The 24383-nt window shown below is 33.6% G+C and carries 22 protein-coding genes and 1 riboswitch; of the genes, 7 read left to right on the top strand and 15 right to left on the bottom strand.

Features of this window, described 5'->3' with window-relative positions:
* Positions 1–402: 402 nt before the first annotated feature.
* The 7 genes from serS to OZJ21_RS03400 all read right to left on the bottom strand — a co-directional run bounded on the left by serS (position 403) and on the right by OZJ21_RS03400 (position 8440).
* Complete coding sequence (gene serS / locus OZJ21_RS03430; RefSeq protein WP_268857438.1) at positions 403–1680, bottom strand: serine--tRNA ligase; 1278 nt, start codon at positions 1678–1680, stop codon at positions 403–405.
* A gap of 293 nt (positions 1681–1973) precedes the next feature.
* Positions 1974–3425 carry an amino acid permease gene (locus OZJ21_RS03425; RefSeq protein WP_003704926.1) on the bottom strand — a complete coding sequence of 484 codons (1452 nt, stop codon included), beginning with the start codon at positions 3423–3425 and terminating at the stop codon, positions 1974–1976.
* Positions 3426–3536: 111 nt separating this feature from the next.
* Positions 3537–3721: riboswitch (Lysine riboswitch) on the bottom strand.
* Positions 3722–3768: 47 nt separating this feature from the next.
* Positions 3769–4485, bottom strand: coding sequence for an acetolactate decarboxylase (gene budA / locus OZJ21_RS03420; protein WP_003709207.1), 717 nt, complete (start codon positions 4483–4485; stop codon positions 3769–3771).
* Positions 4486–4506: 21 nt separating this feature from the next.
* Positions 4507–6192: an acetolactate synthase AlsS gene (alsS, locus tag OZJ21_RS03415; RefSeq protein WP_003707103.1), complete on the bottom strand. Its 1686-nt coding sequence runs from the start codon at positions 6190–6192 to the stop codon at positions 4507–4509.
* 222 nt (positions 6193–6414) lie between these two features.
* Positions 6415–6885, bottom strand: a complete 471-nt coding sequence (locus tag OZJ21_RS03410; protein ID WP_003704932.1) for a GNAT family N-acetyltransferase — start codon at positions 6883–6885, stop codon at positions 6415–6417.
* Positions 6886–6899: 14 nt separating this feature from the next.
* Positions 6900–7565, bottom strand: a complete 666-nt coding sequence (locus OZJ21_RS03405) for a phosphatase (RefSeq protein WP_003700878.1) — start codon at positions 7563–7565, stop codon at positions 6900–6902.
* Positions 7566–7582: 17 nt separating this feature from the next.
* On the bottom strand, positions 7583–8440 hold the full coding sequence (locus OZJ21_RS03400; RefSeq protein WP_134354600.1) for a LysR family transcriptional regulator: 858 nt from the start codon (positions 8438–8440) through the stop codon (positions 7583–7585).
* A gap of 121 nt (positions 8441–8561) precedes the next feature.
* Here OZJ21_RS03400 and OZJ21_RS03395 point away from each other — a divergent pair, with 121 nt between their 5' ends.
* Genes OZJ21_RS03395 through OZJ21_RS03385 form a run of 3 tightly spaced genes read left to right on the top strand, consistent with a single transcriptional unit; the run spans position 8562 to position 10870 of the window.
* Positions 8562–9407, top strand: a complete 846-nt coding sequence (locus OZJ21_RS03395; RefSeq protein WP_003702329.1) for a sulfite exporter TauE/SafE family protein — start codon at positions 8562–8564, stop codon at positions 9405–9407.
* A gap of 1 nt (position 9408) precedes the next feature.
* A complete protein-coding gene (locus tag OZJ21_RS03390) occupies positions 9409–9774 on the top strand; it encodes a DUF1634 domain-containing protein (protein ID WP_003700872.1) in 366 nt (121 codons plus the stop codon).
* A 13-nt stretch (positions 9775–9787) separates the two neighbouring features.
* The gene (locus OZJ21_RS03385) at positions 9788–10870 is read left to right on the top strand and encodes an LCP family protein (RefSeq protein ID WP_187397565.1); all 1083 of its coding nucleotides are present in this window, start codon (positions 9788–9790) and stop codon (positions 10868–10870) included.
* A gap of 61 nt (positions 10871–10931) precedes the next feature.
* On the opposite strand, the gene OZJ21_RS03380 is transcribed toward OZJ21_RS03385, so the two are convergent.
* The 6 genes from OZJ21_RS03380 to menB form a co-directional block, all read right to left on the bottom strand.
* Positions 10932–12350 carry a C69 family dipeptidase gene (locus OZJ21_RS03380; protein ID WP_201898455.1) on the bottom strand — a complete coding sequence of 473 codons (1419 nt, stop codon included), beginning with the start codon at positions 12348–12350 and terminating at the stop codon, positions 10932–10934.
* Positions 12351–12445: 95 nt separating this feature from the next.
* Positions 12446–12859 carry a MarR family winged helix-turn-helix transcriptional regulator gene (locus OZJ21_RS03375; RefSeq protein WP_003700867.1) on the bottom strand — a complete coding sequence of 138 codons (414 nt, stop codon included), beginning with the start codon at positions 12857–12859 and terminating at the stop codon, positions 12446–12448.
* A gap of 4 nt (positions 12860–12863) precedes the next feature.
* The gene (locus OZJ21_RS03370) at positions 12864–14234 is read right to left on the bottom strand and encodes an MFS transporter (RefSeq protein ID WP_003709203.1); all 1371 of its coding nucleotides are present in this window, start codon (positions 14232–14234) and stop codon (positions 12864–12866) included.
* Between the two features lie 133 nt (positions 14235–14367).
* Positions 14368–15108, bottom strand: a complete 741-nt coding sequence (locus OZJ21_RS03365) for a L,D-transpeptidase (protein ID WP_081559104.1) — start codon at positions 15106–15108, stop codon at positions 14368–14370.
* Between the two features lie 74 nt (positions 15109–15182).
* Positions 15183–16616 carry an o-succinylbenzoate--CoA ligase gene (locus tag OZJ21_RS03360; protein WP_081537349.1) on the bottom strand — a complete coding sequence of 478 codons (1434 nt, stop codon included), beginning with the start codon at positions 16614–16616 and terminating at the stop codon, positions 15183–15185.
* Positions 16616–17437: a 1,4-dihydroxy-2-naphthoyl-CoA synthase gene (gene menB, locus OZJ21_RS03355; RefSeq protein WP_201898454.1), complete on the bottom strand. Its 822-nt coding sequence runs from the start codon at positions 17435–17437 to the stop codon at positions 16616–16618. Before menB ends, OZJ21_RS03360 begins: the two co-directional genes overlap by 1 nt.
* A gap of 81 nt (positions 17438–17518) precedes the next feature.
* Here menB and OZJ21_RS03350 point away from each other — a divergent pair, with 81 nt between their 5' ends.
* On the top strand, positions 17519–17878 hold the full coding sequence (locus tag OZJ21_RS03350) for a PaaI family thioesterase (RefSeq protein WP_003704948.1): 360 nt from the start codon (positions 17519–17521) through the stop codon (positions 17876–17878).
* 44 nt (positions 17879–17922) lie between these two features.
* Here OZJ21_RS03350 and OZJ21_RS03345 read toward each other — a convergent pair whose 3' ends face one another.
* On the bottom strand, positions 17923–18588 hold the full coding sequence (locus tag OZJ21_RS03345; protein ID WP_003709201.1) for a type 1 glutamine amidotransferase: 666 nt from the start codon (positions 18586–18588) through the stop codon (positions 17923–17925).
* A gap of 28 nt (positions 18589–18616) precedes the next feature.
* A complete protein-coding gene (locus tag OZJ21_RS03340) occupies positions 18617–19552 on the bottom strand; it encodes a glycosyltransferase family 2 protein (RefSeq protein WP_034984093.1) in 936 nt (311 codons plus the stop codon).
* Positions 19553–19773: 221 nt separating this feature from the next.
* Between OZJ21_RS03340 and OZJ21_RS03335 the strand changes: the two genes are divergently transcribed.
* The 3 genes from OZJ21_RS03335 to OZJ21_RS03325 all read left to right on the top strand — a co-directional run bounded on the left by OZJ21_RS03335 (position 19774) and on the right by OZJ21_RS03325 (position 24273).
* Positions 19774–20637, top strand: coding sequence for a DegV family protein (locus OZJ21_RS03335; RefSeq protein WP_081537714.1), 864 nt, complete (start codon positions 19774–19776; stop codon positions 20635–20637).
* A gap of 131 nt (positions 20638–20768) precedes the next feature.
* Positions 20769–22583: a heavy metal translocating P-type ATPase gene (locus OZJ21_RS03330; RefSeq protein ID WP_003704955.1), complete on the top strand. Its 1815-nt coding sequence runs from the start codon at positions 20769–20771 to the stop codon at positions 22581–22583.
* A gap of 250 nt (positions 22584–22833) precedes the next feature.
* A complete protein-coding gene (locus OZJ21_RS03325) occupies positions 22834–24273 on the top strand; it encodes an APC family permease (protein WP_003700849.1) in 1440 nt (479 codons plus the stop codon).
* The last annotated feature ends 110 nt before the right edge of the window (positions 24274–24383 follow it).

Raw genomic sequence — 24383 nt, 5'->3', positions numbered from 1 at the left:
AGTTTTCAAAGATCTACTCATCAGCTATCAACAACTGACAACTTTTATATCATATCAAGTCGTCATATATTTGTCAACAACTTTTTTAATTTATTTTTTACTGACTATTTTGACATCAGCTTTATCATCATATCAAAGCCTCCGTTATTTGTCAACAAAAAATTATTTTTTATTTGCCGTCATCTCAACGACAAGTAATATAATACCAAGTACCATCACCTTCGTCAACGTTTTTTTTATAAAAAAATAAATTTTCGTTTATGTATTAATATGACTACTTTTCTCTCTATTTCGTTCGTTTTTTATTTCTATTATAAATTTTTATAACACATAATATTCGTCAATTTTATTCACCTAAAAAGAGAGATGGCTAATAATTAACCATCTCCCTTTTAAATATTATTATTTTTCTTTCTTGATAACTTCTAAACCTTGCATATATGGACGTAATGCTTCTGGAATTGTTACTGATCCATCTTCATTTTGGTAGTTTTCTAAAATAGCAGCTACAGTTCTACCTACAGCTAAACCAGAGCCATTTAATGTATGAACATATTGTAGTTTACCATTTTCATCACGATATTGAATTCTTGCTCTTCTAGCTTGGAAATCTTCACAATTAGAACAGCTTGAAATTTCTCTATAAGTATCTTGTGCTGGCATCCATACTTCTAAGTCATGTGTCATAGCTGCACTGAATCCCATATCTCCAGTAGATAGAGTAATTACATGATATGGTAATCCTAGTTTTTCCATAATGTTACCAGCATTTTTTGTCATTTTTTCCAATTCATTATATGAATCTTCTGGCTTAGTATATTTAACCATTTCAACTTTATTAAATTGGTGCATACGTATCAAGCCACGAGTATCTCGACCTGCACTTCCTGCTTCAGAGCGGAAGGATGGTGATAAAGCTGTAAAGTAAACTGGTAAGTCTTCTGTTGGGATTACTTCTTCACGATAATAGTTAGTTAAAGGTACTTCAGCTGTTGGAATTAAAGTCATATCTTCCCCATTAACTTGGTATACTTGATCCTTAAATTTAGGGAATTGGCCAGTTCCATACATTGATTTAGCTTTAACAATATATGGAGGAATTACTTCTGTATAACCTTCTTTAGCATGTTCATCTAACATAAAGTTATAAACCGCACGTTCAAGCTTTGCTCCTAATCCTTTGTAGAAAACAAATCTTGCCCCAGAAACTTTAGCTGCGCGATCGAAATCTAAAATTCCTAGGTCTTCACCAATATCCCAGTGTGCTTTAGGTTCAAAATCAAATTTACGTGGTGTACCTATTTTATAAAGTTCAACATTTGAATCTTCATCTGGTCCTACTGGAATAGTAGGATTTGGTAAGTTAGGCAAGTGAGCAGCCATAGATTTTACATTTTCTTCTACTTTAGCTAGTTTTTCATCAAGTTCTTTGATCTTAGTACCAACTTTGCGCATTGCTTGAATTTGTTCACTAGCATCTTCTTTATTTCGTTTTGCTTGAGCAATAGCTTCAGAAACTTCATTACGTTCTTTCTTTAAATTTTCAGTTTCAACAAGTAACTCTCTACGTTTCTTGTCTTCAGCTACTAATTCATCAATTTCTTCTGGTTTTACGCCTCTTGTTCCCAAGCGACGTTTATATTCTTCTGTATTTAATCGAATATCTTTAATATCTAGCATCTTTGTGTCCTCCAAATTTTTTTAACATCTTGACGTAAAAAAAGCCCTCTCGTCCCCAAAATTGGGACGAAAGGACTTCTTCTTACGCGGTACCACCCAAGTTCGACAGTAAATAACCATCACACTCAATGATTTAACGATCTCCCGTGCAGCATTACCTGCCCATACAACGAACGCTGGAGTTTCGGCTCATAGTTTTCACCAACCACTATGTCTCTTTACTGCCTACTTATGGCGAACTCCGATGTTTAACTTACCTACATGTTAAAACATTGAATTATAAAATTCAAGTATTATTTTTCTACTTTATGAGGTGTTAAATCAACTTCATCCAGTGGTATTACTTTAGTTTTATATTTTATCTTATAGTAGCAGTATAAAATCAAGAATAACGGTACAGACATGTAAGTAACACTTATAGCTTGCCAATCAAGATTAGCAAATGATTTCAAATCTTGGCCTACAATTACTAAGATACATAATACTAATGCTAAAAGTGGACCGAATGGGAACCACTTAGCATGGTAACGTAATTCGCTAAGTTCATGACCTTGTTTTTTAAATGCCCTACGGAAACGATAGTGAGAAATGGCTATACCTACCCATGCTATAAAACCTGTTAAACCACTAGCACTTACCAAGAATGTGTAAATCTTATCACCAAAAATACTTGATAAAAATGTTAGTAACGCAACAAATGTAGTTCCTAATAAAGCTGGCATTGGTATCCCACGATTATTAACGAGTGAGAATACTCTAGGTGCATCTTTAGTCAAGCTCAAAGAAAATAGCATTCTTGTGGAAGCGTACATTCCTGAATTTGCTGCTGAAATAACAGAAGTTAAAATAACAGCATTCATCACAGCGGCAGCAGAAGCCAATCCTGCACGTTTAAAGACCAAAGTAAATGGACTAATAGCAATATCAGTAGCTTCTGATCCCAATAAATTAGGACTTGTGTAAGGAATCAAACAAGCTATAACAAAAATAGCTAGAATATAGAATAATAAGATTCTCCAAAATACTTGCTTGATAGCCTTAGGAATACTTTTTTCTGGAGTTGCAGATTCACCAGCTGTAATACCTATCAATTCTGTTCCTTGGAAAGAAAATCCAGCAACTACGAATACACTTAAGACTGCCGGTATACCACCAACAAAAGGAGCCTTTTTATAAGTGAAGTTTTCTAAATATGTTGCATGACCCCCAATAATTCCAATAATTGTTAATAAACCTACAATCAAAAAGACAATAACTGTTATAACCTTGATCAAAGCCAACCAATATTCTGTTTCACCAAAAGATTTTACAGACAAGGCATTAATAGCAAAAATTACTAATAATACAATCAAACTGAAAACCCAACTAGGAATATTAGGGAACCAATAACGTAACACTATTGCACTTGTAGAAACGTCAACCGCAACAGTAATAGCCCAGTTAAACCAGTAATTCCATCCCATCGCAAATCCTAAAGCAGGATCAACAAATCTTCCTGCGTATGTTGCAAAAGAACCTGTGACTGGCAAATATGTTGCCATTTCACCTAAAGAAGTCATTAAGAAGTACACCATCAATCCAATTGCTATATAAGCAACCAAAGCTCCACCAGGTCCTGCTGTAGAGATAGCAGAACCACTTGCAACAAACAAACCTGTTCCGATACTACCACCAAGGGCAATCATAGAAACATGACGAGTTTTCAAGGATCTTTTAATTTCTCCTTGATTACTATTTTCAGACATTACGTCTTCCTCCAAACTTTTTATTCTCAGAGGTCTAGATAATAAAAGAGCACACACCTGACTAAAGAGGTATGTGCTCTATCTATCAAATATCATAATCTATAATAAAAAGCATTCGATAGCGCTCCGTAGTCAACTATTAAACTACGACAGTTCCTGACTTGTTGAGCCAGGCCCCAGCAAAATATTGAAAAAGCAATATCTTACTTCGGCAGTTTTTCCTTTCAACATTTTTCATTGCTGCTTTTTCAGCTCCAAATATTTACTGATAAAAACTGCGACCTCTGTTCGACGCTTTTTATTATACAGAAAACAATTTAAATTGCAAGAAATAATTAATTATCTACTTTTCAGCAGATGATATTGATGCACGTAAACTATCAATATCAAATTCTTCTTTCATAAAATCTTCGTTTTCAACTGGAAAATGTGTTTCTACACTTTCAAACACTTGCAAATAAACCTTTGCTTCTTTTATCTTGTAATCCAACAGATGTCCACCCAAATTATGTGCATCGTTTAAATAATGTAAGTGGAAACCTGCTGAAGCCATCCCATGGAATAATTCTGGAGAAAAGTATCCTACAATTGTTCCTTGCCCATCATTTTCTTCAAAAATAGCTTGCTTATCTGCCACCTCTGTCAATGTTGGATAAGGCTTCTTTTGTCCTTCAACAGCTCTTGTCTTTATATAATCAAATTTTCCCTTTACTTTTACAGCAAAGAAAACATTCTTCAAATTATACTTAGAGAAAATCATATCCTTTAATTGATCAGGAGTTGCATCAGTAACATCAAATTCTATTTCTGGATTATCAAAATGGGAATTGGCAAATGGAACCCTTACTTCATTAGCATCTAATACATTTACACTACCATCGCTACGTACAAGATATGGCACTCCATCAAGTATAATCATTTCGCCATCTAATCCTGTAGCTGTCCCTATTCCTGTATCACCATGTTCTAGTAAGGAACTTAAAGGTAATGTACCATCAAATAATCCTGGAACAAGTAAGGCTAATGTACCATGTTGAAATAACTTCTTTGTGTCTTTCATCTTTAAGATGCCTCTTTTCAATTAGTGAAGTTGATCTTCAAGAATTTGCTTACCTAATTCTTTATTGTCGCTGTAGTCAACTGGAATGTCAACAACTACAGGACCTTCAGTTGCAAAAGCTTGGTCTAATACTTTTTCTAAGTCTTGAGCTTTTTCCACACGTAAACCAGTAGCACCAAAACTTTCTGCATACTTAACAAAGTCTACACTACCAAAGTTTACTCCTGCACTCTTTCCATACTTCAATTCTTCTTGGAACTTAACCATATCATAGTGTCCATCATTCCAAATAATGTGTACGATGTTTAAGCCCAAACGTACAGCTGTTTCTAAATCTTGACTGGAGAATAAGAAACCACCATCACCAGAAACAGAAACAATTTGTGTATTAGGTCTTACTAAAGCAGCGGAAATAGCCCATGGTAATGCCACACCTAATGTTTGCATACCATTACTAAATAGTAAGTGGCGTGGATTATAGCTTCTAAAGTGACGAGCCATCCAAATGTAGAAACTACCAACATCAACACTAACTGTCATATCATCAGTAACTCTATCTTGTAAAGCTTGAATAATGCTTAAAGGATGGGAAGTAACTTGATTTTCAGTAACTGCTGGTGGTTCATCTCTTAATTTTAATTTTTCTTGTAGTCCATCTAAATATTCGCGTGAACTTTCAGGCAACTTGAAACCTTTCATGTATGGTAATAAGAAGTCAAGAGTTTGAGAAATATCGCCTACCAATTCACGTTCTGGTTGGAAGTTCTTATCTACTTCTGCACGCATAGAATCAATTACGATGATATTTGCGTCACCTTCGTTATTCCAGTTACGTGGTTCATATTCAATTGGATCGTATCCAACAGCGATAACTAAGTCAGCATGTTTCAATAATTGGTCACCAGGTTGGTTTCTAAATAATCCTACACGACCAAAGAAATCATCTTCTAATTCTCGAGGAATGATTCCTGCTCCTTGGAATGTTTCAACAACTGGTAAATGAGTTTCTTCAACTAAGTTTCTGATAGATTTAGTTGTTTCTGGATCAGATGCTCTCATACCTAAAAGAAGAACAGGTAGTTTTGCAGTTTTGATACGTTGGGCTAATAATGTTGATTCTACAGGACTAGCTGGTCCTAAAACAGGTGCTGGCATTGGAGCAATTGGAGCAGTTTTAACTTCTGAATCAGTAACGTCTTGTGGTACTGATACAAAACTTGCACCTTGCTTTGCAGCTTCTGCTTCTTGATAAGCATTAGCAATTACTTCAGAAATATTTTCTGGTTCTTGAACTTCAGCAGCATATTTAGTTACAGGAGCTAATAATGCAACGTTGTCCATACTTTGGTGAGTCAATCTTAATAAGTCTGTACGTTGAACTTGTCCAGAAATTGCCAACACTGGATCTCCTTCAGCAGTTGCAGTAACTAATCCAGTTGCTAAGTTTGACACCCCAGGACCAGATGTAGTTAATACAACACCTGGCTTACCAGTAATTCTACCAATACCTTGAGCCATAAATGCAGCATTTTGTTCATGACGAGTAATAATCAATTGAGGTGCTTTTTCATTTGTTGGATGTTCTAATTTTTCAAATACCCTATCAATCTTAGCCCCAGGTACCCCAAAAACATATTTAACATCATGGTTTACCAAACTATCAATAATGGCATCTGCACCATAACGTTTTCCTTTATCTTCAGTCATTTTTTCATTCCTCTTTTCATCAAATATTTACAGTATAAAATTATAATATCACTGCTAAATTCACTTTACCAGCGCTTATATAGTTTGTGAAAAATATTCTTTAGAAAACGATTAATACCATAGCATTAAGCTTAAATATATATTTAAACTTTGTGAATATTGTGTAAGATTTATCATGCAAAAAAGTTGTTATTTATCTCTTAATTAGAGCAAATAACAACTTTATAGGTTTCTTAAAAATATGTTTTTTTCTTTATCATTATCCATTATTGTTTCAGAAAAATAAAAATCATTTCTTTCTAAAACTTTTTTTGAAGCAATATTATCTACTAAGGTAATTGCTTTTATCTGACTATAATCTTCTTTCACACGGCTACATATTTCTTCAATGGCTTTCGACATATATCCACGATACCAATAATTTTGATTTAATATAAAGCCTATCTCACCTGTTTTTTTATTGCCATTTTTAACAGGTAAATCATATATACATATTACTCCCACTACTTTTTTATTAACTACCAATCCCCAGGCACCGTTTTGTAACATTTGAGATAAATAAAAACTAGCAAAACTTGAGACTGGAGCGAAACCTGCCATTCTAGCTACTTCTTTTTGTGTGATAATTTCTCTAAAATCATTAAGATCATTACTTGATAATTTTCTAATTATTAAATCTTCTACTTCTTTCAATCATCGCACCAACCTTAATAATTTGAATTTCTAAACCCCTTAATCTTCTTTAACTTTGCAGCATACCTTATGTATAAATTACTGCAGTAATATACCCAAGCAAAACCTAATGTTAATGCGCCTGTAATATCACTAACATGTAATTGACCTAAATATATACAAGCTACACTTGTCGCAATTAACCAAATTCCTAAAATGAATCCCACTAAGTAAGCCAAAGCCTTGTCTTTGAAATATGGTAAAAAGATGATATATACAATAGCCACCAGAATTGTCATCCCTAAAACGTGTAAACCTGGGAAAGCATATCCCATTTCCGGTTCAACTCTTTTACTTCCATAACGCAATATCAATCGTGCTACCCATCCTACAACTAATCCTGTTCCAACTGTAAAAGTAATCCACACACCAGGAATTTGCCATCTTATAAACCATAAAATTCCTAGTAGTACTATCGTATAAACAATTGCCATTCTGGAACTAGATAGTTCACTAATAACGTTGTAGAACATCACTTGTAAATTATTTAAGTTACGAGTTAATTTAAAATAAACTGCTGTATCTATTTTATGTAGCCATTGAGCCTGTTGAAATACAAGAAAATAATTAATAAAGAATAGTATTGTAAAAAGGTACGCTAATGGCTCTCTTTTCTTCTTCTCTTTTATAATCACGGACATCCCCCCTTAAGGCTTAATTATACACTAAATAGCTCTATTAATTTCAATATTAGTGGTGATTTATTACTATTTTTCAGCCATATTAATGTTAACTGGGTATTCCATCCCGGGTAATTTATAGGAATTATTCTACCATTCGTATAATTTTTGGCACAAGAAGCTGGAACCAAAGCTACTCCCATTTCTAACTTTGCCCAATAAATTGCTGTTCTTGCATCATCACATTTTACTGCTATATAAGGATTTATTCCAAATTGTGAAAAAGTTTGTCGGAAAATATTTTCAAATCTCCTATATATTATTAATGGTACTTCTTCTAAATCATCAATTCCTATCTTCTTTTTTCCTTTTAAATAATCATCGCTATTTACCACTGCTACCATTGGCTCTTCCATCATAATTTTAGTTTCAAGTTCTCTTTGATTAAAAGGAGTTCTAACCAATCCTAAATCTATCTCACCATTAAATAATTTTTCCAGTATTCCATACGTATTGCTTTCAAATATTTCAAAGTTTATTTCAGGATAATACTTTCTAAACTCTTTCAATTTTCCTATTGGTAAAGCAGCTGCGGAAGAAGAAACTGTACCTAAAGAAATTTTTCCCAATTCTCCTTTAGTGGTCTTCTTAACTTTTTCTTCAGCTACCGTGGTTAAATCCAGAATTTTTCTTGCATATTTTTCTAACATCATACCTGCATCCGTCAATACAATTCCATGGGCAGTTCTAGTAAATAATTTAGTTTCTAATTCTGCTTCTAATTGTTTTAATTGGTAACTCAATGGAGGTTGAGCAATATTTAGCTTTTTTGCAGCAGCTGTGATCTGTTTTTCTTCCACTACCGCTATAAAATACTGTAGTTGCTTTAAATTCATCAGTACTCCCCTCATCTTAGATATATAAATTTTGTATATCTTATATTTTAATTTGGTATTTTTATTATAATATATTCAGTGTTAATATGATTAAGTAATTAAGCGAAGGGAGAATTTATTAATGATTACATCTACATTATTAATGCTGGCAGTCGGTTTATTCGCCGGTATTATGGGCGCCATTCTGGGAATTGGTGGCGGTATGATTATTACACCTATCATCACTTTAGCTTTGGGTTTAGATATTAAATATGCTATCGGTGCCAGCATTATTGCCGTTATTGCAACTAGCTCTGGTTCTACAATTGCATTCTTAAAAGATGATGTCTTAAACTTACGTGTAGCAATGTTTTTAGAAATTGCTACTACTATTGGAGCTATTGTTGGAGCTATCTTAACTGGTATTTTCCATCCAGCAATTTTATATTTTTTATTTGGTTCCTTACTTATTTTTTCAAGTTGGAATATGTACAGAAAACTCCGCAGTGGTAAAGAAATCTTAAAAAGAGCCAAGCCTGACAAGTGGGCACAAAAATTTAATCTTAACAGTTCATATTTTGACAAGAACTTAAACAAACAAATTGATTATCAAGTTGAAAATATTCCTGGTGGCTTATCCATCATGTTTGGGGCAGGTATTGCCTCTGGAATGTTAGGAATCGGTTCCGGTGCTTTTAAGGTTATGGCTATGGATAATGCTATGAAAATGCCTCTAAAACCATCTAGTGCTACCAGTAATTTAATGATGGGAGTAACTGCTGCAGCCAGTGCTTCTGTATACTTCTTCAATGGCTCTATTAAGCCTGGTATTGCTGTTCCACTCGCTTTAGGGATTTTAGTTGGAGCCGCAATTGGAAGTAGAATCATGCAACATCTTCCTTCAAGAGTTATTAGAATGATTTTCATTCCTATTCTATTATATCTAGGATTACAAATGATTTTTAAGGCGTTTGGGGTGACAATATAATATGGATAAAAAGACAAAGAATGAGATGGAAACTGTAGAAATCCTAATTGGTAAAATCATGCGTATTGGAGTACTGATTGCCGCTTCCGTTATGGTAATAGGTTTTATTATGCTTGTTTGCCAACAAAGCTCTGGATATCCTGGTACTACATTTCCTACAACCTTATCAGAAATTCTAAAGGGTATTACTACTTTTAAACCATATGCATATATGATGGCAGGAATTTTTTTATTAATCTTGACACCAGTCTTACGTGTGTTAGTCTCAATATATGCATTCTATAAAGAAAAAGATGTCTTATACGTTTGGATTACAACTATAGTATTCATTATTTTGATGTTTGGATTCATTTTAGGACATCATTAAAGGAGCGTTTTTAATGCCACAAGATAACAGAAGACGTCGACGTTCCATTGAAAATTATCAAAACGACACGTCTTCACACGTACCACAACGACAACATGAACATCATCATTCTCCACATAGACGTAGTAAAACTATCTTTTTTTGGTTACTACTATCTTTAGTGGTTTTTGCTATCGTTGGTGGAAAATATCTGGAGAAGAAACTGAATAATGCACAAAAAGCTGCCAATACCATCTATAGTTCTAGTAATTTTAGCAAATCGCGTAATGTTAGCTCTACCTTAAAAAAGGGTAAACCTGTTTCTATTTTACTAATGGGAACTGATACTGGAGCTTTAGGTAGGGATTTCCGTGGACGTACTGATACATTGATTGTCTTAGTTATGAATCCTAAAGATAAAAAGATGACTCTTGTTTCACTTCCGCGAGATGAAAAAGTTGCAATCTCAGGATATGAAGAATACTATCCTAGCAAGTTAAATTCTGCTTATTTTTACGGTGGATCTAAAGCTGCTGTTAGAACTGTTCAACAAGATTTAAATATTCCAATCGATTTTTACGTTACAGTTAACATGGGTGGCCTAGAAAGTATCATTAATGCTATTGGAGGAGTTGATGTAGCTCCTACAATCTCATTCTCATATGGTGGTTACACCTTCAAGAAAGGTAAAGTAACACATATGAATGGACCTAAAGCTTTAGCTTACGTCCGCATGAGACATGAGGATCCTTTAGGGGATTATGGTCGTCAAACTAGACAACGACAAGTCCTTATGAAAGTTGCCCTGAAGAGTAGCCACGTTTCTAATTTACTCAATCAAAAATTCTTGAACACTATTTCTAAACAAATGCAGACTGATTTATCCTTTAATGATTTACTAGCTCTTGGAACTAAATATCGTGTTGCAACTCATGGTATGGATTCAGATCATTTACAAGGTACTTCAACGATGATAATGGGTGAATCTTTTGAAGTACCTACTTTATCTGAAAAACAAAGAATTACAAATAAAGTTCGCTCTGCTTTAGATTTAGAAAAGGCTAAAACTGGTTCTACATATGGAACTGATTATGAAATAAATACTTCACAATATTAAAAAATAAGGTTCAAAGTTCAACAATTATCGTTGTCCTTTAAACCTTATTTATTTTATTAAATTATAAATTAGCGTCCATATTAAATGTTAACTTAGATAGCTTCAAACCTTCTACAAAGAAATGATTTATCATTCCCATTGTTCGTTCTTTCATGTCTGCTACCATTTCATAGTTCTTTTCTGTTAAAAATCTTGTTAAATCTTCTCCACTTAACTCTTGAGCAGCTTTATCAGTTTCATCAATCAATCTATGTTGTTGTTCACGTGCAGCTGTTAAATAATCTAAATCATCTTGAATAAATTGAGCATGGTGTGATTCTACTAACATTGACAAAGCTCTATACATCCAATATGCACTATTCATATCAAGTTCAAGTGGTGTATTACTCCAACTAGGATCAGTGTCATTAGCATTTGCATAAAACGGAACATATGGCGTGAATGAAGGAACACCGAAGCACATCCACATTAATCCTGCTTGTTCTTCAGGAACATTATTTCTAATTTGAAGAACATGAGAATTTTGTGTACGATTCAATGAGATTGGACGGAAACGTTTCTTATCTTCTTCACTTCCATGACCTAATGGATCATATTTAGTTTCATTGTAATGTGAACTTAATACATACTCTAGATCTTCTACTGATAATAAGCGATTAGCTCGACAGATAAATGGCAATTCAGAAGAAGTTGGTTCTTGTTCTACTTCTGGGGTGAAGTAACGTTGGCCAAACCAAACACGTGGAGTATTGTAATGTCTATCTTTTTCAGTATCCGTGCCAAAAATTTTACGGAAATTGAAGCCATCTTTGCTAGGATTCAAATGATGTTCTTCTACGAATTCCAATAATCCATCTGACCACATATAGTTTTCAGGATCATTAAAATCTATTTTTTGTTGCGCTACTTGGTTAGCAGCAATTGCATAGGCATCATCTGGAATTCTTGTAGCAGCCCAATGATGACCTGTTACAATTTCCATGTACCAAACTTCATCCTTATCCGCAAACAAGACACCATTTCCTTCTGGAGAACCGTATTTCTTTATAAGATTTCCTAAGTACTTAACACCATCGCGTGCAGAATCTATATATGGAGCCACCATGTCTTGTAATGAATCTTCTGCCAATCCATTTTCTATCCATGGATCATATGCCAAAGCACGTGGATTCCCATATACAGACTCTGTAGCAGACATCGCTACATTTTTTTCGTTAATTGAAGTTTCACCAAAGACACCATTTTTTTCTACATCGGCATTGGGAGTAAAAGTTGTTCTATATCCTTCACTTGGTAATGGTGCAGTAAAACCATTTTTATTGGAAGTCCAAGTTTCTTTACGTCCAGATACAGCTGGTTGCATAACAAATCGTTGAGGAGTGATTGGTAGAAATGTGTCATCATTTCTCGCAATCATTGTTGAACCATCAACAGTTGCTTTCTTTCCTACTAAAATTGATGTACAAGCTTGTTCCATCATTATTCAATCCATCTCCTACTTTGAAGTTTTCCCTTCTAGTTTACGCCTTATTAACAAAAAAAGCATCCTAAACAGGATACTTTTCCAATACTAATTTATAAAACTTTTTGCAATAATTTTTGCAAAGTTGCACTTTCTTTTTCACTAAGATTAGATGTTACTTCAGCACTAACTTTTTCAGTAATTTCAGTAATATCATCTATATTATCTAATGTCTTACTTGTAGGATATAATTCAGTTTGACGATGATCAGTTGTTGACTTTCTCTTTTCCAACCAGCCATTTTTGACTAAATTAGAAATTTGCTTTGTCACAATACTTTGTTCACGATCTAATAACTTAATCATCTGTACTTGATTAATTCCTGGATTATTAATAACTACAAATAAATAATAAAAATTAGCTTCATTTAAGCCATATTTGAGTAACTCTCTATTTAGACTCAATCTAATCTTACGATTGAATTTTGCAACTAAATATTCAATAGTGCTCTTGTTCATATTATCCATTTAATCATCTACGGCTATCGCGATTTTTTATATAAGATATAAATACCGCCAACATTAGTAAGACTAAAGCAACTGTTACCCACATGGAAATTCTCATACCTAAAACAAAGGAATGTGGAATTGAACTAATAACAATCAACATTGTAACTGAAACAGCACCTGATACTTGACGCAAAGTATTATTCAGTGCTGTTGCATGACTGATTTCACGTGGTGCTACTCCTCTGAATGACTCAGAAATAGCTGGTGAGAATACTAAGGCATTTCCCACCATACGAATCATATAGAAGACTGTCATTATCCATATTGGTGTACCTTTAGATATAATAACAAATGGAATTGCTGAAATTAACATCAAAATTCCACCAGAAATTACTAACCATTTTGCACCATATTGATCGTATGCACGTCCTACAACAGAAGCTGTCAACGCATTAGCTATCGCCCCTGGCAAAAGAATCATACCAGCAGTCATACTGCTTACATGACTGACATTTTGTGCATAAATTGATACCATTTGTTCCATACCTAGCAATACCATAAATGCACAGATTCCCACTAGAACCATCATTCTAAAAGAGTATAGTTTGATTATTCTAACATTAAGCATAGGTTGTTTTAAATTCAGCTGTCTCTTTACAAAAAAGTATAAAATAATTGCACCTACTACCAACATTGCTAATCCTAGCATCCACTGTGTTTGAACAATAGTTATTCCTATTAAAGCTAAACTTGAACCAAGTAAAGATAAAACTACAGATAAGTAATCAATCTTAATGTCCAGAGGTTCAGAGTAATTTGGAAAAACAAAGTATCCTATTATCCAAATTAATACCATGATTGGTAGGATTAAAATAAATAAATATCTCCAACCTAGTAAGTTTAAAATAAATCCTGCTAAAGTAGGACCAATTGCTGGGCCAAAAGCAATTACCAATCCAGACATTCCAATAATTGTTCCTCTTTTTTCAGGAGGATAAATTGAAATCATTGTTGTCATCTGAAAAGACATTAAAATCCCACCGGCACAAGCTTGAACTAAACGTGCCAATAGTAATAACCAAAAATTAGTTGCCAAACATCCTATTAATGTCCCAATGACAAAAGTTCCTATCGTTCCCAAAAAAACACTACGATTTGAAAATTTATCATACATATTTGATGATAATGGAGTCACAATCCCTATCAGCAATGTATATCCAGTTGTTAACCATTGAACTGTTGTTAATGACTGATTCATTTGATTTTGAATTACTGGTAATGCTGTAATCATCATCGTTTGACTCATCAAACTAATAAATGTTGAAAGTAATAAAATTATTGATACAGCTAATCTTGTTTTAGGATTAATTGTATCAGCGATATTTCTTGCCACCTATATTCCCCTCTCTCAAAAAACATTCACTTGCATGTAATTGCCAAACTTATTTTAATTAGTTCACTAACCAAATGTCAATTAAAAAAATGCCTTTCAGAAAAAATAAATTTTCTAAAAGGCATTTTCATTTTTAATGTTTAGCATTATCTGCTATAAAGTTATCAGAACTAGCATCTTCTCCATAGATTAAAACTTTAGTCCCAACTGGTAAATTCTTTTGAATCCATTCAGCATCTGGTACAGTTAACCATATAGAACCATATGCTTTAATATTATTCTTCTTAGTGATTTTTGTACTACCAAGATGTTTAGCATCTTTTTCAATTACTTTTCCATTTTCATCAACAGGTACTGATTGAAAATGATACATACCTTTACCCTTAAAAGAAGTCCAGTGTAACCCACCTAATTGGCGTGTAGCATCATAGAATTTATCTCCACGAGCTTCTTCTAATTTAAACTTTCCTACAGGTGTTACTTGATAGTTAGGGGTCTTAGAATTATAGTTCTTACCCAAAGATGCATACATTGTATATAAAACATAAGGTCCACTCATAACATATACTCTTTGCTTAGCTGAAGATACTACCAATCTAATTCGGTTAGATTTTTTCACATTCTTATACTTAGAAACATCTGGATATGCCTTAGTCATCGATGGCTTGTTCCAATCAACTTTTTTGCGCATAGCCTTTTTCTGTTCTTTAGTAATCTTCTTTATATGTCGGCTAATACTAGAACTTATCTTCATTTCACGACTAACCTTAACAGCATTTTTACTTTCCAAGTGGTGCATATGTACTGCACTCCATCCAGCAATTCCCACTAAGATAATCGCAACGATCCAGTAAATTAAATTATTTTTTTTCATTGGTTATCCCCTCAATTTAGTAATACTAGCTTATTTTATCATATATAGTACTATTACGAAAAATTTTGCTGAAATTACTTAATGAGATTTTTTTGATATTCCTTAATTTGGATCAATTCTCGTCTTTTTACTTTTCCACTAGCTGTCTGTGGATATGACATAACTTGATAAAATCTTACTGGTACTTTGTAATGCGCTAGATGTTCACGCCCATATGAAATTAATTCCTGTTGTGAAAGTTTTCTTTCCAATATTACAAAAGCAACTGGCACTTGTCCCCACTTTTTATCAGTAATTCCTGCTACAACGATATCCTTAACTCCTGTTAACTTTAAATAGCTTTCTTCTACTTCATGTGGAAAAATATTTTCTCCACCAGAAATTATCATATCGCCCTTTCGACCTTTCAGATATAAGAATCCATCTTCATCTAAATAACCAATATCTCCCGTCTTAAACCATCCATTTTCAAATACTTCTTGATTTTTCTCGGGATTATTCAAGTAACCCGGCGTAATATTAGGAGCTTTAAGTAATACTTCACCGTCATGAGCCAATTTTAATTCAACAGAAAATAATGGTTTTCCTACTGAACCAATCTTATTCTCAGCATCTTCAAAGTTTAAAGCTATCACTTGCGAAGCAGTTTCCGTCATTCCATAAGACTGAATAACTGGTATGTTTCGCTGTTGGCATTGCTCTAATGTAACCTTATCTATTGGTCCGCCACCTAATAAGAAACAACGAAAATTAGAATTGTACCCTTCTTGGGGAAAGATTTCTAAAAGTTGTTGCAACATTGTGGGGACTACTGACATTGTACTTACACTACTTTCCTTTAACAAGAATGTAACTTTTTCTGCATCAAATTTATCCATCAAAGTTACAGTCATCCCATAAATCAATCCTCGCATAATGATTGATAAACCACTAATATGGAAAATAGGCACTGCACATAGCCAGTTATCCTTATCTGTTAAACCTAGGTTTAAGACCGAACTAATTGCAGAATAAAAATGATTTTTAAAGGACTGCTGTACTCCTTTAGGTTTACCAGTTGTACCTGAAGTATACATAATAGTCGTAACTTCATCATCATTAAATTCTGATACTAATTGAAAATCCCGACTTTCCTCTAAACTTTCTATTTGATTAAAAGTTAAACTTTCAATCCCTACAAATTCTTCATGCAACAATGACTCATCATATATCAACAATGAAACTGCAGCATCTTCCAGCTGATATTGTAGCTCTTCATGCGATAATCTTTTATTCAAAAAGACAATTTCGCACCCTAATTGTTGTAATGATAGAATCATCAAATAACCATCAATCGTGTTATTGGTAAGTAATGCTACTCTCATCCCTTTACGAGACTTATTAGCTAAACGTGCTGTCAATACTGCTACCCTATCACTTACTTCTTTAAAAGTTAATTTGGTATTACCAGCTTGAATGGCTATTTTATTTGGAGAAAGTAGAACTCGTTTCTTTAACCAATTTTCCATTAAGGGAACTTAGGAAATTGCTGGAAATCTGGTTTGCGTTTTTCGTTAAAGGCATCGCGTCCTTCTTTTCCTTCGTCTGTTGTATAGTAAAGCATCGTTGCATCACCTGCAAATTGTTGTAAACCAGCTAAACCGTCAGTATCAGCGTTCATTGCAGCTTTAATAAATCTAATTGCAGTTGGTGACTTTTGTAAAATCTCGTTGCACCAATCCAAAGTTACTGATTCAATTTCATCCAAAGGAACAACCTTGTTTATCCAGTTCATTTCATATGCTTCTTGTGCTGTATAAAAATGATTTAAGAACCATACTTCTTTAGCACGTTTATGTCCTATAACGCGTGCTAAATATCCTGAACCATAACCTGCATCAAAGCTACCAACTTTAGGTCCTGTTTGACCAAACATTGCATTATCAGCAGCGATTGTTAAATCACAAACTAACTGTAAGACGTTACCGCCACCAACAGACCAACCTTTAACCATTGCAATAACTGGCTTAGGGATAATTCTGATTAGATGTTGTAAATCTAGTACATTTAATCTTGCAATTTTATCCGGTCCTACATAACCACCATTTCCACGAACTGTTTGATCTCCACCTGAACTAAATGCTTTATCACCAGCTCCTGTTAAAATAATTGCTCCAATTGTACTGTCATCACGACAAATTGTGAATGCTTCAATCATTTCAGCAACCGTTACTGGAGTGAAAGCATTATGTTTTTCTGGTCTATTCATTGTTATTTTGGCAATTTGACCTGCTCTTTCAAATATGATTTCAGAATAGTCCTTAACTTTTTCCCACTCTACACTTGTCAAATGAATCACGACTCCTTATCTAAATATGTATGATAAAATATAACTTGATTATATCACTTTACCAGATTAGGAGAAATTATAATGGATTTAATCGAATATTTGGGAATTAAAAGTATTATTTCATCCAAGGATAAAGTAATCCTATCTTTAAATGTTACTGATAAAGTACAACAGCCTTTTGGCGTATTACATGGTGGAATTAATTCAGTTTTAGCTGAAACCGCTGCTAGTATTGGAGCTAATCTCAATCTTTCTCATGGTCATGCTGTTGGTGTCAATATATCTACTAACCATTTAAAAAGTGTGACTTCTGGAAAATTAACGGTTGAGGCTACACCGCTTAGAATTGGAAAAAAGATCCAAGTATGGCAAGCTAATACTTTTGACGATAAAAATAATCTAACCAGTAATTCTACAATTACTTTGACTAATATAAATTAAAAAAATGTTTAACCGATATACACAAATATCAGTTAAACATTTTTTTAGTCTTTAATATAATCTAGCATTGCAAATAATGCTTGCTTATTCATTTCAGGAATCTTATGTTTCAAAATATCAGCAGCACTTTGCTTTAACTTATTTCCTTTTATGAATTTACTATCATTTTCTACTACTTCACGCACACCTGCTTCATTCATTTCTAAATGAAATTGTAGACCAATTGCATTTTCATTAATAATAAATCCTTGATTTTCAACAAGTGGACTCGAGAAAAGTGGAGTTGCTTCTGTTGGTAATCTAAACTGTTCACCATGCCAATGTAGCACATCCAATTTTTCTGGAACTCCTGGAATTATATTGCTCAGGCGTTTCACTTCTCCCCAACCTACTTCTTTAGGACAAGAACTCACATCCCCGCCCAAAGTTTTTGAAAGTTGTTGCGCTCCAAAACAAATTCCTAAATACGATTTATGTGCCATCAACATTCCTCTAATTAATTCTCGTTCCTTAACAATCCATTCTTCGTCGTCATTGACACTCATTGGTCCACCTAATACTACCAACATATCAGTATCAATAACTTCTGGTAACTTTACATTGTTATTAGCAGCTTGATATACATTTACTTCATATCCATTATTTTCTGCCCATTCACCAATTAAACCTATTCCTTCATGAATTGAGTGTTGTAACACATTCATCTTCAACTTAAATTCCTTCTTTCACAGCTGATGATTACTTCTTTTCTTTTATAATATACACCGGTCTTCTCTTAACTTCAGAAAAGATCTTTCCAATGTATTTACCAACAATTCCTAGACACATTAGTTGAATTCCGCTAAAGAATAGCAATAAACAAATAGTTGATGTCCAACCTGTCGTTGGATCTCCACCTTCTAAAAAGTAACGAATAATAATCCATACAATTCCAATCCCTGAAAAGAATGATGTTAACATTCCAAAATAAACAGCTATATCTAAAGGTGCTTGAGAGAAATTGACAATTCCATCAATTGAATATTTCAACAAGCTCCAAAAATTCCAACTTGTTGTCCCAGCTACTCGTTCTTGGTTTTTATATTCCAAATATTTAGTATTGAAACCTACCCAACTAAAAATACCTTTAGAAAAACGATTGTATTCTGTCATTGAAAGGATTGCATCGACCATTTGTCTTGTCATTACTCTAAAATCTCTGGCACCATCAACAATTTCAGTATCAGAAATTTTATTAATTAACTTATAAAACATTCTTGCAAAAAATGAGCGAATTGGTGGTTCACCTTTTCTATTCGTTCTTCTAGTTCCCACACAATCATAGTCTTCATTTTCAAGAATTTCTATCATCTCTGGTAACATATCTGGTGGATCCTGTAAATCAGCATCCATTACAGTTATATAATCCCCTGTAGCTTGTTGTAAACCACAGTATAGCGCAGCTTCTTTACCAAAGTTTCTAGAAAATGATACATAGTGTACATGTTCTTTATCTCTAGCATTTAATTTACGCATTTCATCTAAAGTTCCATCTTGTGAACCATCATTCACAAACCAATATTCTAATTCAATTCCATTTAATTCCTTTTTAACTTTTTCAACAGCCTCATAGAACAAAGGTATAGTTTCCTCTTCGTAATAACAAGGCACTATAATTGAAAGTTTTTTTGTCATACTACATATTCCCTTCACCAAAATCAATTAGTCCTAATGATATCCACTCATTAGTATATCATTAATAACAAAAAATATATGATTTTTTTGTTAAATTCACACCAATCTAAACTCAAAGTCTAGATTACCTTGTTTAAAAGATTATTCATAGTATAATAGAAAGTGTACACTATTACTGATATAATAAAAGTATGAATAATTTGCCGAGAGGAGTTTCAACTATGGCAAACATTAAAATTTTAACAGACTCTTCTGTTCAACTTACACCAGAAGAAATTGAAAAATATAATATTACAATTGTACCCCTTTCTGTTGAAGTGGATGGTAAAAATTATGTTGATGGTGAAGATATTTCTCGTGAAGAATTAGTCCAAGCTTTAAAAGATGGCAATATTCCTAAAACAAGTCAACCACCTATCGGCAGATTTATAGATGCTTATAATGAACTAGGTAAAGATGGCAGCGAAGTATTAGCTATTGTACTTTCAGATGTTCTTTCTGGAACTTACGAAACTGCAAGTAGTGCTGCTGACATGGTAGATACTAAAGTAACTGTTATTAACAGTAAATCAACTGACAGAGGATTGGCCTTCCAAGTTCTTGCTGCTGCTAAAGATTTAGAAGCCGGTAAGAATATTGATGAGATTAAAGATCATCTTAAAGATATCTATCATCGTACAACTATTGATGTTTTGATTGATAACCTTGACTGCTTAGTTGCTGGTGGTCGTGTAAGTCGTTTAGCTGGTGCTTTAACTAAACTTATCAATCTTAAGCTTATTATTCGCTTGAACGAGGAAAGTTTGGATGTTATTGTCAAGGGTCGTAGCAAGAAGACCTTTATCAAGCATTGCAAGACTTTAGCTGAAGAATATTTACAAAATCACAACCCTATTCAAGCACTATCCTTATCAAATGTTGGTACAGATGATAGTCTACTTCAAAAAATCAAGGATACTTTATTAGAGAATAACTCTATCCAAGAAATCCCTTATATCGCTCGTTTAACTAGTCCTATTATTATGACCCACACTGGTTTGAACGCTGTTGGAGTTATTACACTTAACGAAAAACCTACACATTAAGACAAAAAGCAAGTTTTGACTTGCTTTTTTGCTTTAATTTATAATTTTTCTAATTTACTTTTTAAAAATTATCAGTTATAATATGTTTATAAATAAAACTTATTTCTTTTTTAGATATGGGGGGATTTATTATGTCTCGTCTAAGTCATAAACAAAAATTATATATTATTGTTGGTATCGCTGCAGTCGCAGTCGTTTTACAATATTTATTACATTTAAAATTATATGCACAAATTCTCGTTACTTTAGTCGGAGCTATCATTGCTTTATCTATGTTTAAGGAAATGGTTCATACACTCCGTTCTGGAAAATATGGCGTCGACCTATTAGCCATCTTAGCTGTTGTCGCCACTTTATCCGTAGGTGAATATTGGGCAAGTATGGTTATTCTTATCATGCTCACTGGTGGTGATACATTAGAAGATTATGCCTCTCATAAAGCAAATACAGAATTGAAAGCGTTGCTAGATAATTCACCTCAAGTTGCCCATAAAATTATGGATGATGGTGACATAGATGATGTTAGTGTCAATGACGTTAAAGTTGGAGATAAAATTGTAGTTAAACCTGGGGAAATTGTTCCTGTCGACAGTTTTATCATTAAGGGTAGCGGCTTATTTGATGAATCTTCTTTAACTGGTGAATCAAAACCTGTTGAAAAAAATCTCCGTGATAACGTAATGTCTGGTTCTTTGAATGGGGACAATTCTGTTACTTTACAAGTAAGTAAACTTGCTAAAGATAGTCAATACCAACAGTTAGTTAAGCTAGTTAAAGAAGCTGAAAGTACTCCTGCTCATTTTGTTAGAATGGCAGATAGATATGCTGTTCCATTTACTTTAGCAGCCATTTTAATTTCACTTGCAGCTTGGTTCTTCTCAGGCGATCCCCATCGCCTTGCCGAAGTATTAGTTGTAGCCTCACCTTGTCCTTTAATCCTTGCAGCACCTGTTGCTATGGTTTCAGGTATGAGTCGTGCTTCACGTAATGGTATTGTGGTAAAAACTGGTGACGTTTTAGAAAAACTTGCTACTGCCAAAACTGGCGCTTTTGACAAAACTGGTACAATCACTAGTGGACAATTAACTGTACAAGATGTTGTTACAACCTCTTCTATGAAAGTAGAAGAATTATTACAACTAGCCGCTAGTGCTGAACAAGAATCATCACATATTTTAGCTCGTTCACTTGTTGCATATACTGATAATCAAAATATTGATTTAGCACCTGTTAGTTCTTTAGAGGAAAAAACAGGTAAAGGAATTGAAGCTACTATTAATCATAAAAATGTTAAAGTTGGTAAACTTAAATTTGTTGCTCCAAATTCAGAAATGAAACCTTTAGCAACTACTACTATTTATGTTAGTGTTGATGACGAACTTTGTGGTTATGTTACTTTTACCGATCATGTTCGTCCTGAAGCAAAAGAAACTATGAATACTTTGAAAGCTTTAGGAGTCAAAAAATTAATGATGCTAACTGGGGATCAAGAAAAGATTGCTCAACGAGTTGCTAAAGAAGTAGGAATTGATGAAGTAAAAGCTGATTTGCTACCTCAAGATAAGATCACCGCTTTACAAAATATCCCTAAATCTGGCCACCCTACTTTTATGGTTGGTGATGGTGTAAATGATGCTCCTTCACTTGCAACTGTTGATGTTGGTATTGCTATGGGTGCACATGGTTCTACTGCTGCTAGTGAATCAGCTGATGTTGTTATTTTAAAGGATGATCTATCCCGTGTTTCTAAGGCTGTTACTATTTCACGTGACACCATTAGAGTTGCTCGTCAATCAGTTTTATTAGGGATTGCAATTTGTACTGCATTAATGTTAATCGCAAGTACTGGTATCATCCCTGCTTTCATCGGTGCTATGTTCCAAGAAGTTGTCGATACTGTTTCAATTTTATGGGCTTTAAAGGCTCGTTATTCCCACGAACAATAGTTAATATATATTCAATCAATAGGCGTATAACAGCGTCTATTGATTTTTTATTTGCATAAATTTTGAAAAATCAATTTTTTATTCTATTATTTTTCTGAAAATTACGCTACAATACTAAAAGTTAAAGAAAATATTAAGGAAGGCTGTGGTAATTTTGCCTGCTAACTTTCTCAGGCGTAAAAATAAGCCACCTTGTTTAAGTGATTAATAATATGCATAATATCAATCATTATTAACGAGGAGATTTTAGATGTTAGATCAAAAGAAACATTATATGAGCTGGCCAGTTATTGCTTTGCTCGACTTTGTTACAATTATTAGTTTTGAAAATATATTCTATCCTTTTCAAAATCAAGGATTGTCTGTTGTTATTTCATGGATTTTCTTACTTTTTACTTATGTTATTCCTTATGCATTAATTGCTACACAACTAGGTTTAACTTTTGATAATCAAGATGGTGGCCTTGCCTCTTGGATTCGTCGTGGTACTCATAGTGATTTATTCGGATACATTACTTCCTGGATGTATTGGACACAAACAATTCCATACTTAGTGGACGTTTCAAACTCTGTTATTGTTTCTATAAGTTGGATTGTTTTAGGTAATAATACTTTAGGACATCATATGTCTACCTTTACTTTTGGAATGTTAACTTTTGTTATTATTTTATTATTTATTATCTTCGAAAATGTTTTCCGTGATTCTCTAGAAGTACTTTCCATCATCGGTGGTGGTGCGATGTTCTTGATTTCAATGCTTTTTGTTTTCATGACTGTATGGGCATTAACACACGGTGCACATATTGCTACACAACCATTTAATCTTCATGCATTTAAGCCAAACTTTAGTTTACACTACTTCTCTACAACTGGTTTATTGATCTTTGCTATGTCTGGTGCTGAATTAGCTGCTCCATACATTAACAAGATGCGTAATCCTAAGCGAGATTTTCCTAAAGCTATGTGGATGTTAGCTTTAATGACTGCTTTCTTAACCATCTTTGGTACTTTATCATTGGCTGTCTTCTTTAACGCTAACCACATTCCTAATGACTTTAAGATGAATGGTCCATACTATGCATTCAAACTTTTAGGTGAACAAGTTGGTATGGGTAAGAGCTTGATGTATGTCTTTGCTGTAGTTCAATTGATGTTTATGTTAGCTCAATTAGCTATTTTAATTGATGCTGCTAGTCGTGTATTCGCTAGTGATACTGCTGCTAAATACATGCCTAGTTGGCTTATCAAGAAGAATAAAGCTGGACGTCCAGTACACAGTTATACTTTAACTGCTGGAATCAGTTTGTTACTTCTTCTTTTAAGTGGTACTTTACCAAATATCAACTCCATCTATAACTGGTTGTTGAACTTAAATGGTATTGTTTCACCATATAAGACAGCTTTAGTATTCGTTGCATTCCTAGCTATTCGTTGGCAAGAAGAACAATTTAAGTCCGATTACGTTTATATTAAGAATAGAACTGGTGCTTTAATTGTTGGTTTCTGGTGCTTCATCTTCACCTTTGTCTGCGCAACAATGGGATTCATCCCTCAAGATGCTGCTCCTGGAACTAAAGCATTTGATCACCAATTATTTATGAACTTTGTAACTGTTGGATTCTTAGTTGTACTTGGTTTCTTATTACCATGGCTACGCAAACTAGAATTAAAGAGAGCTGCAAAAAAATAAAATATTAAAATTAATACCCTGTAATCAGGTAGACTACCTGATTACAGGGTATTTTATTATATATAAAAAGACATAGCTTTGCTTTGCAAACAAAACTATGTCTTTACTTT

The organism is Ligilactobacillus sp. UO.C109 (assembly GCF_026847815.1).
GTDB classification, from domain to species: domain Bacteria; phylum Bacillota; class Bacilli; order Lactobacillales; family Lactobacillaceae; genus Ligilactobacillus; species Ligilactobacillus salivarius.
This window is presented reverse-complemented; position numbering and strand designations above follow the sequence as displayed.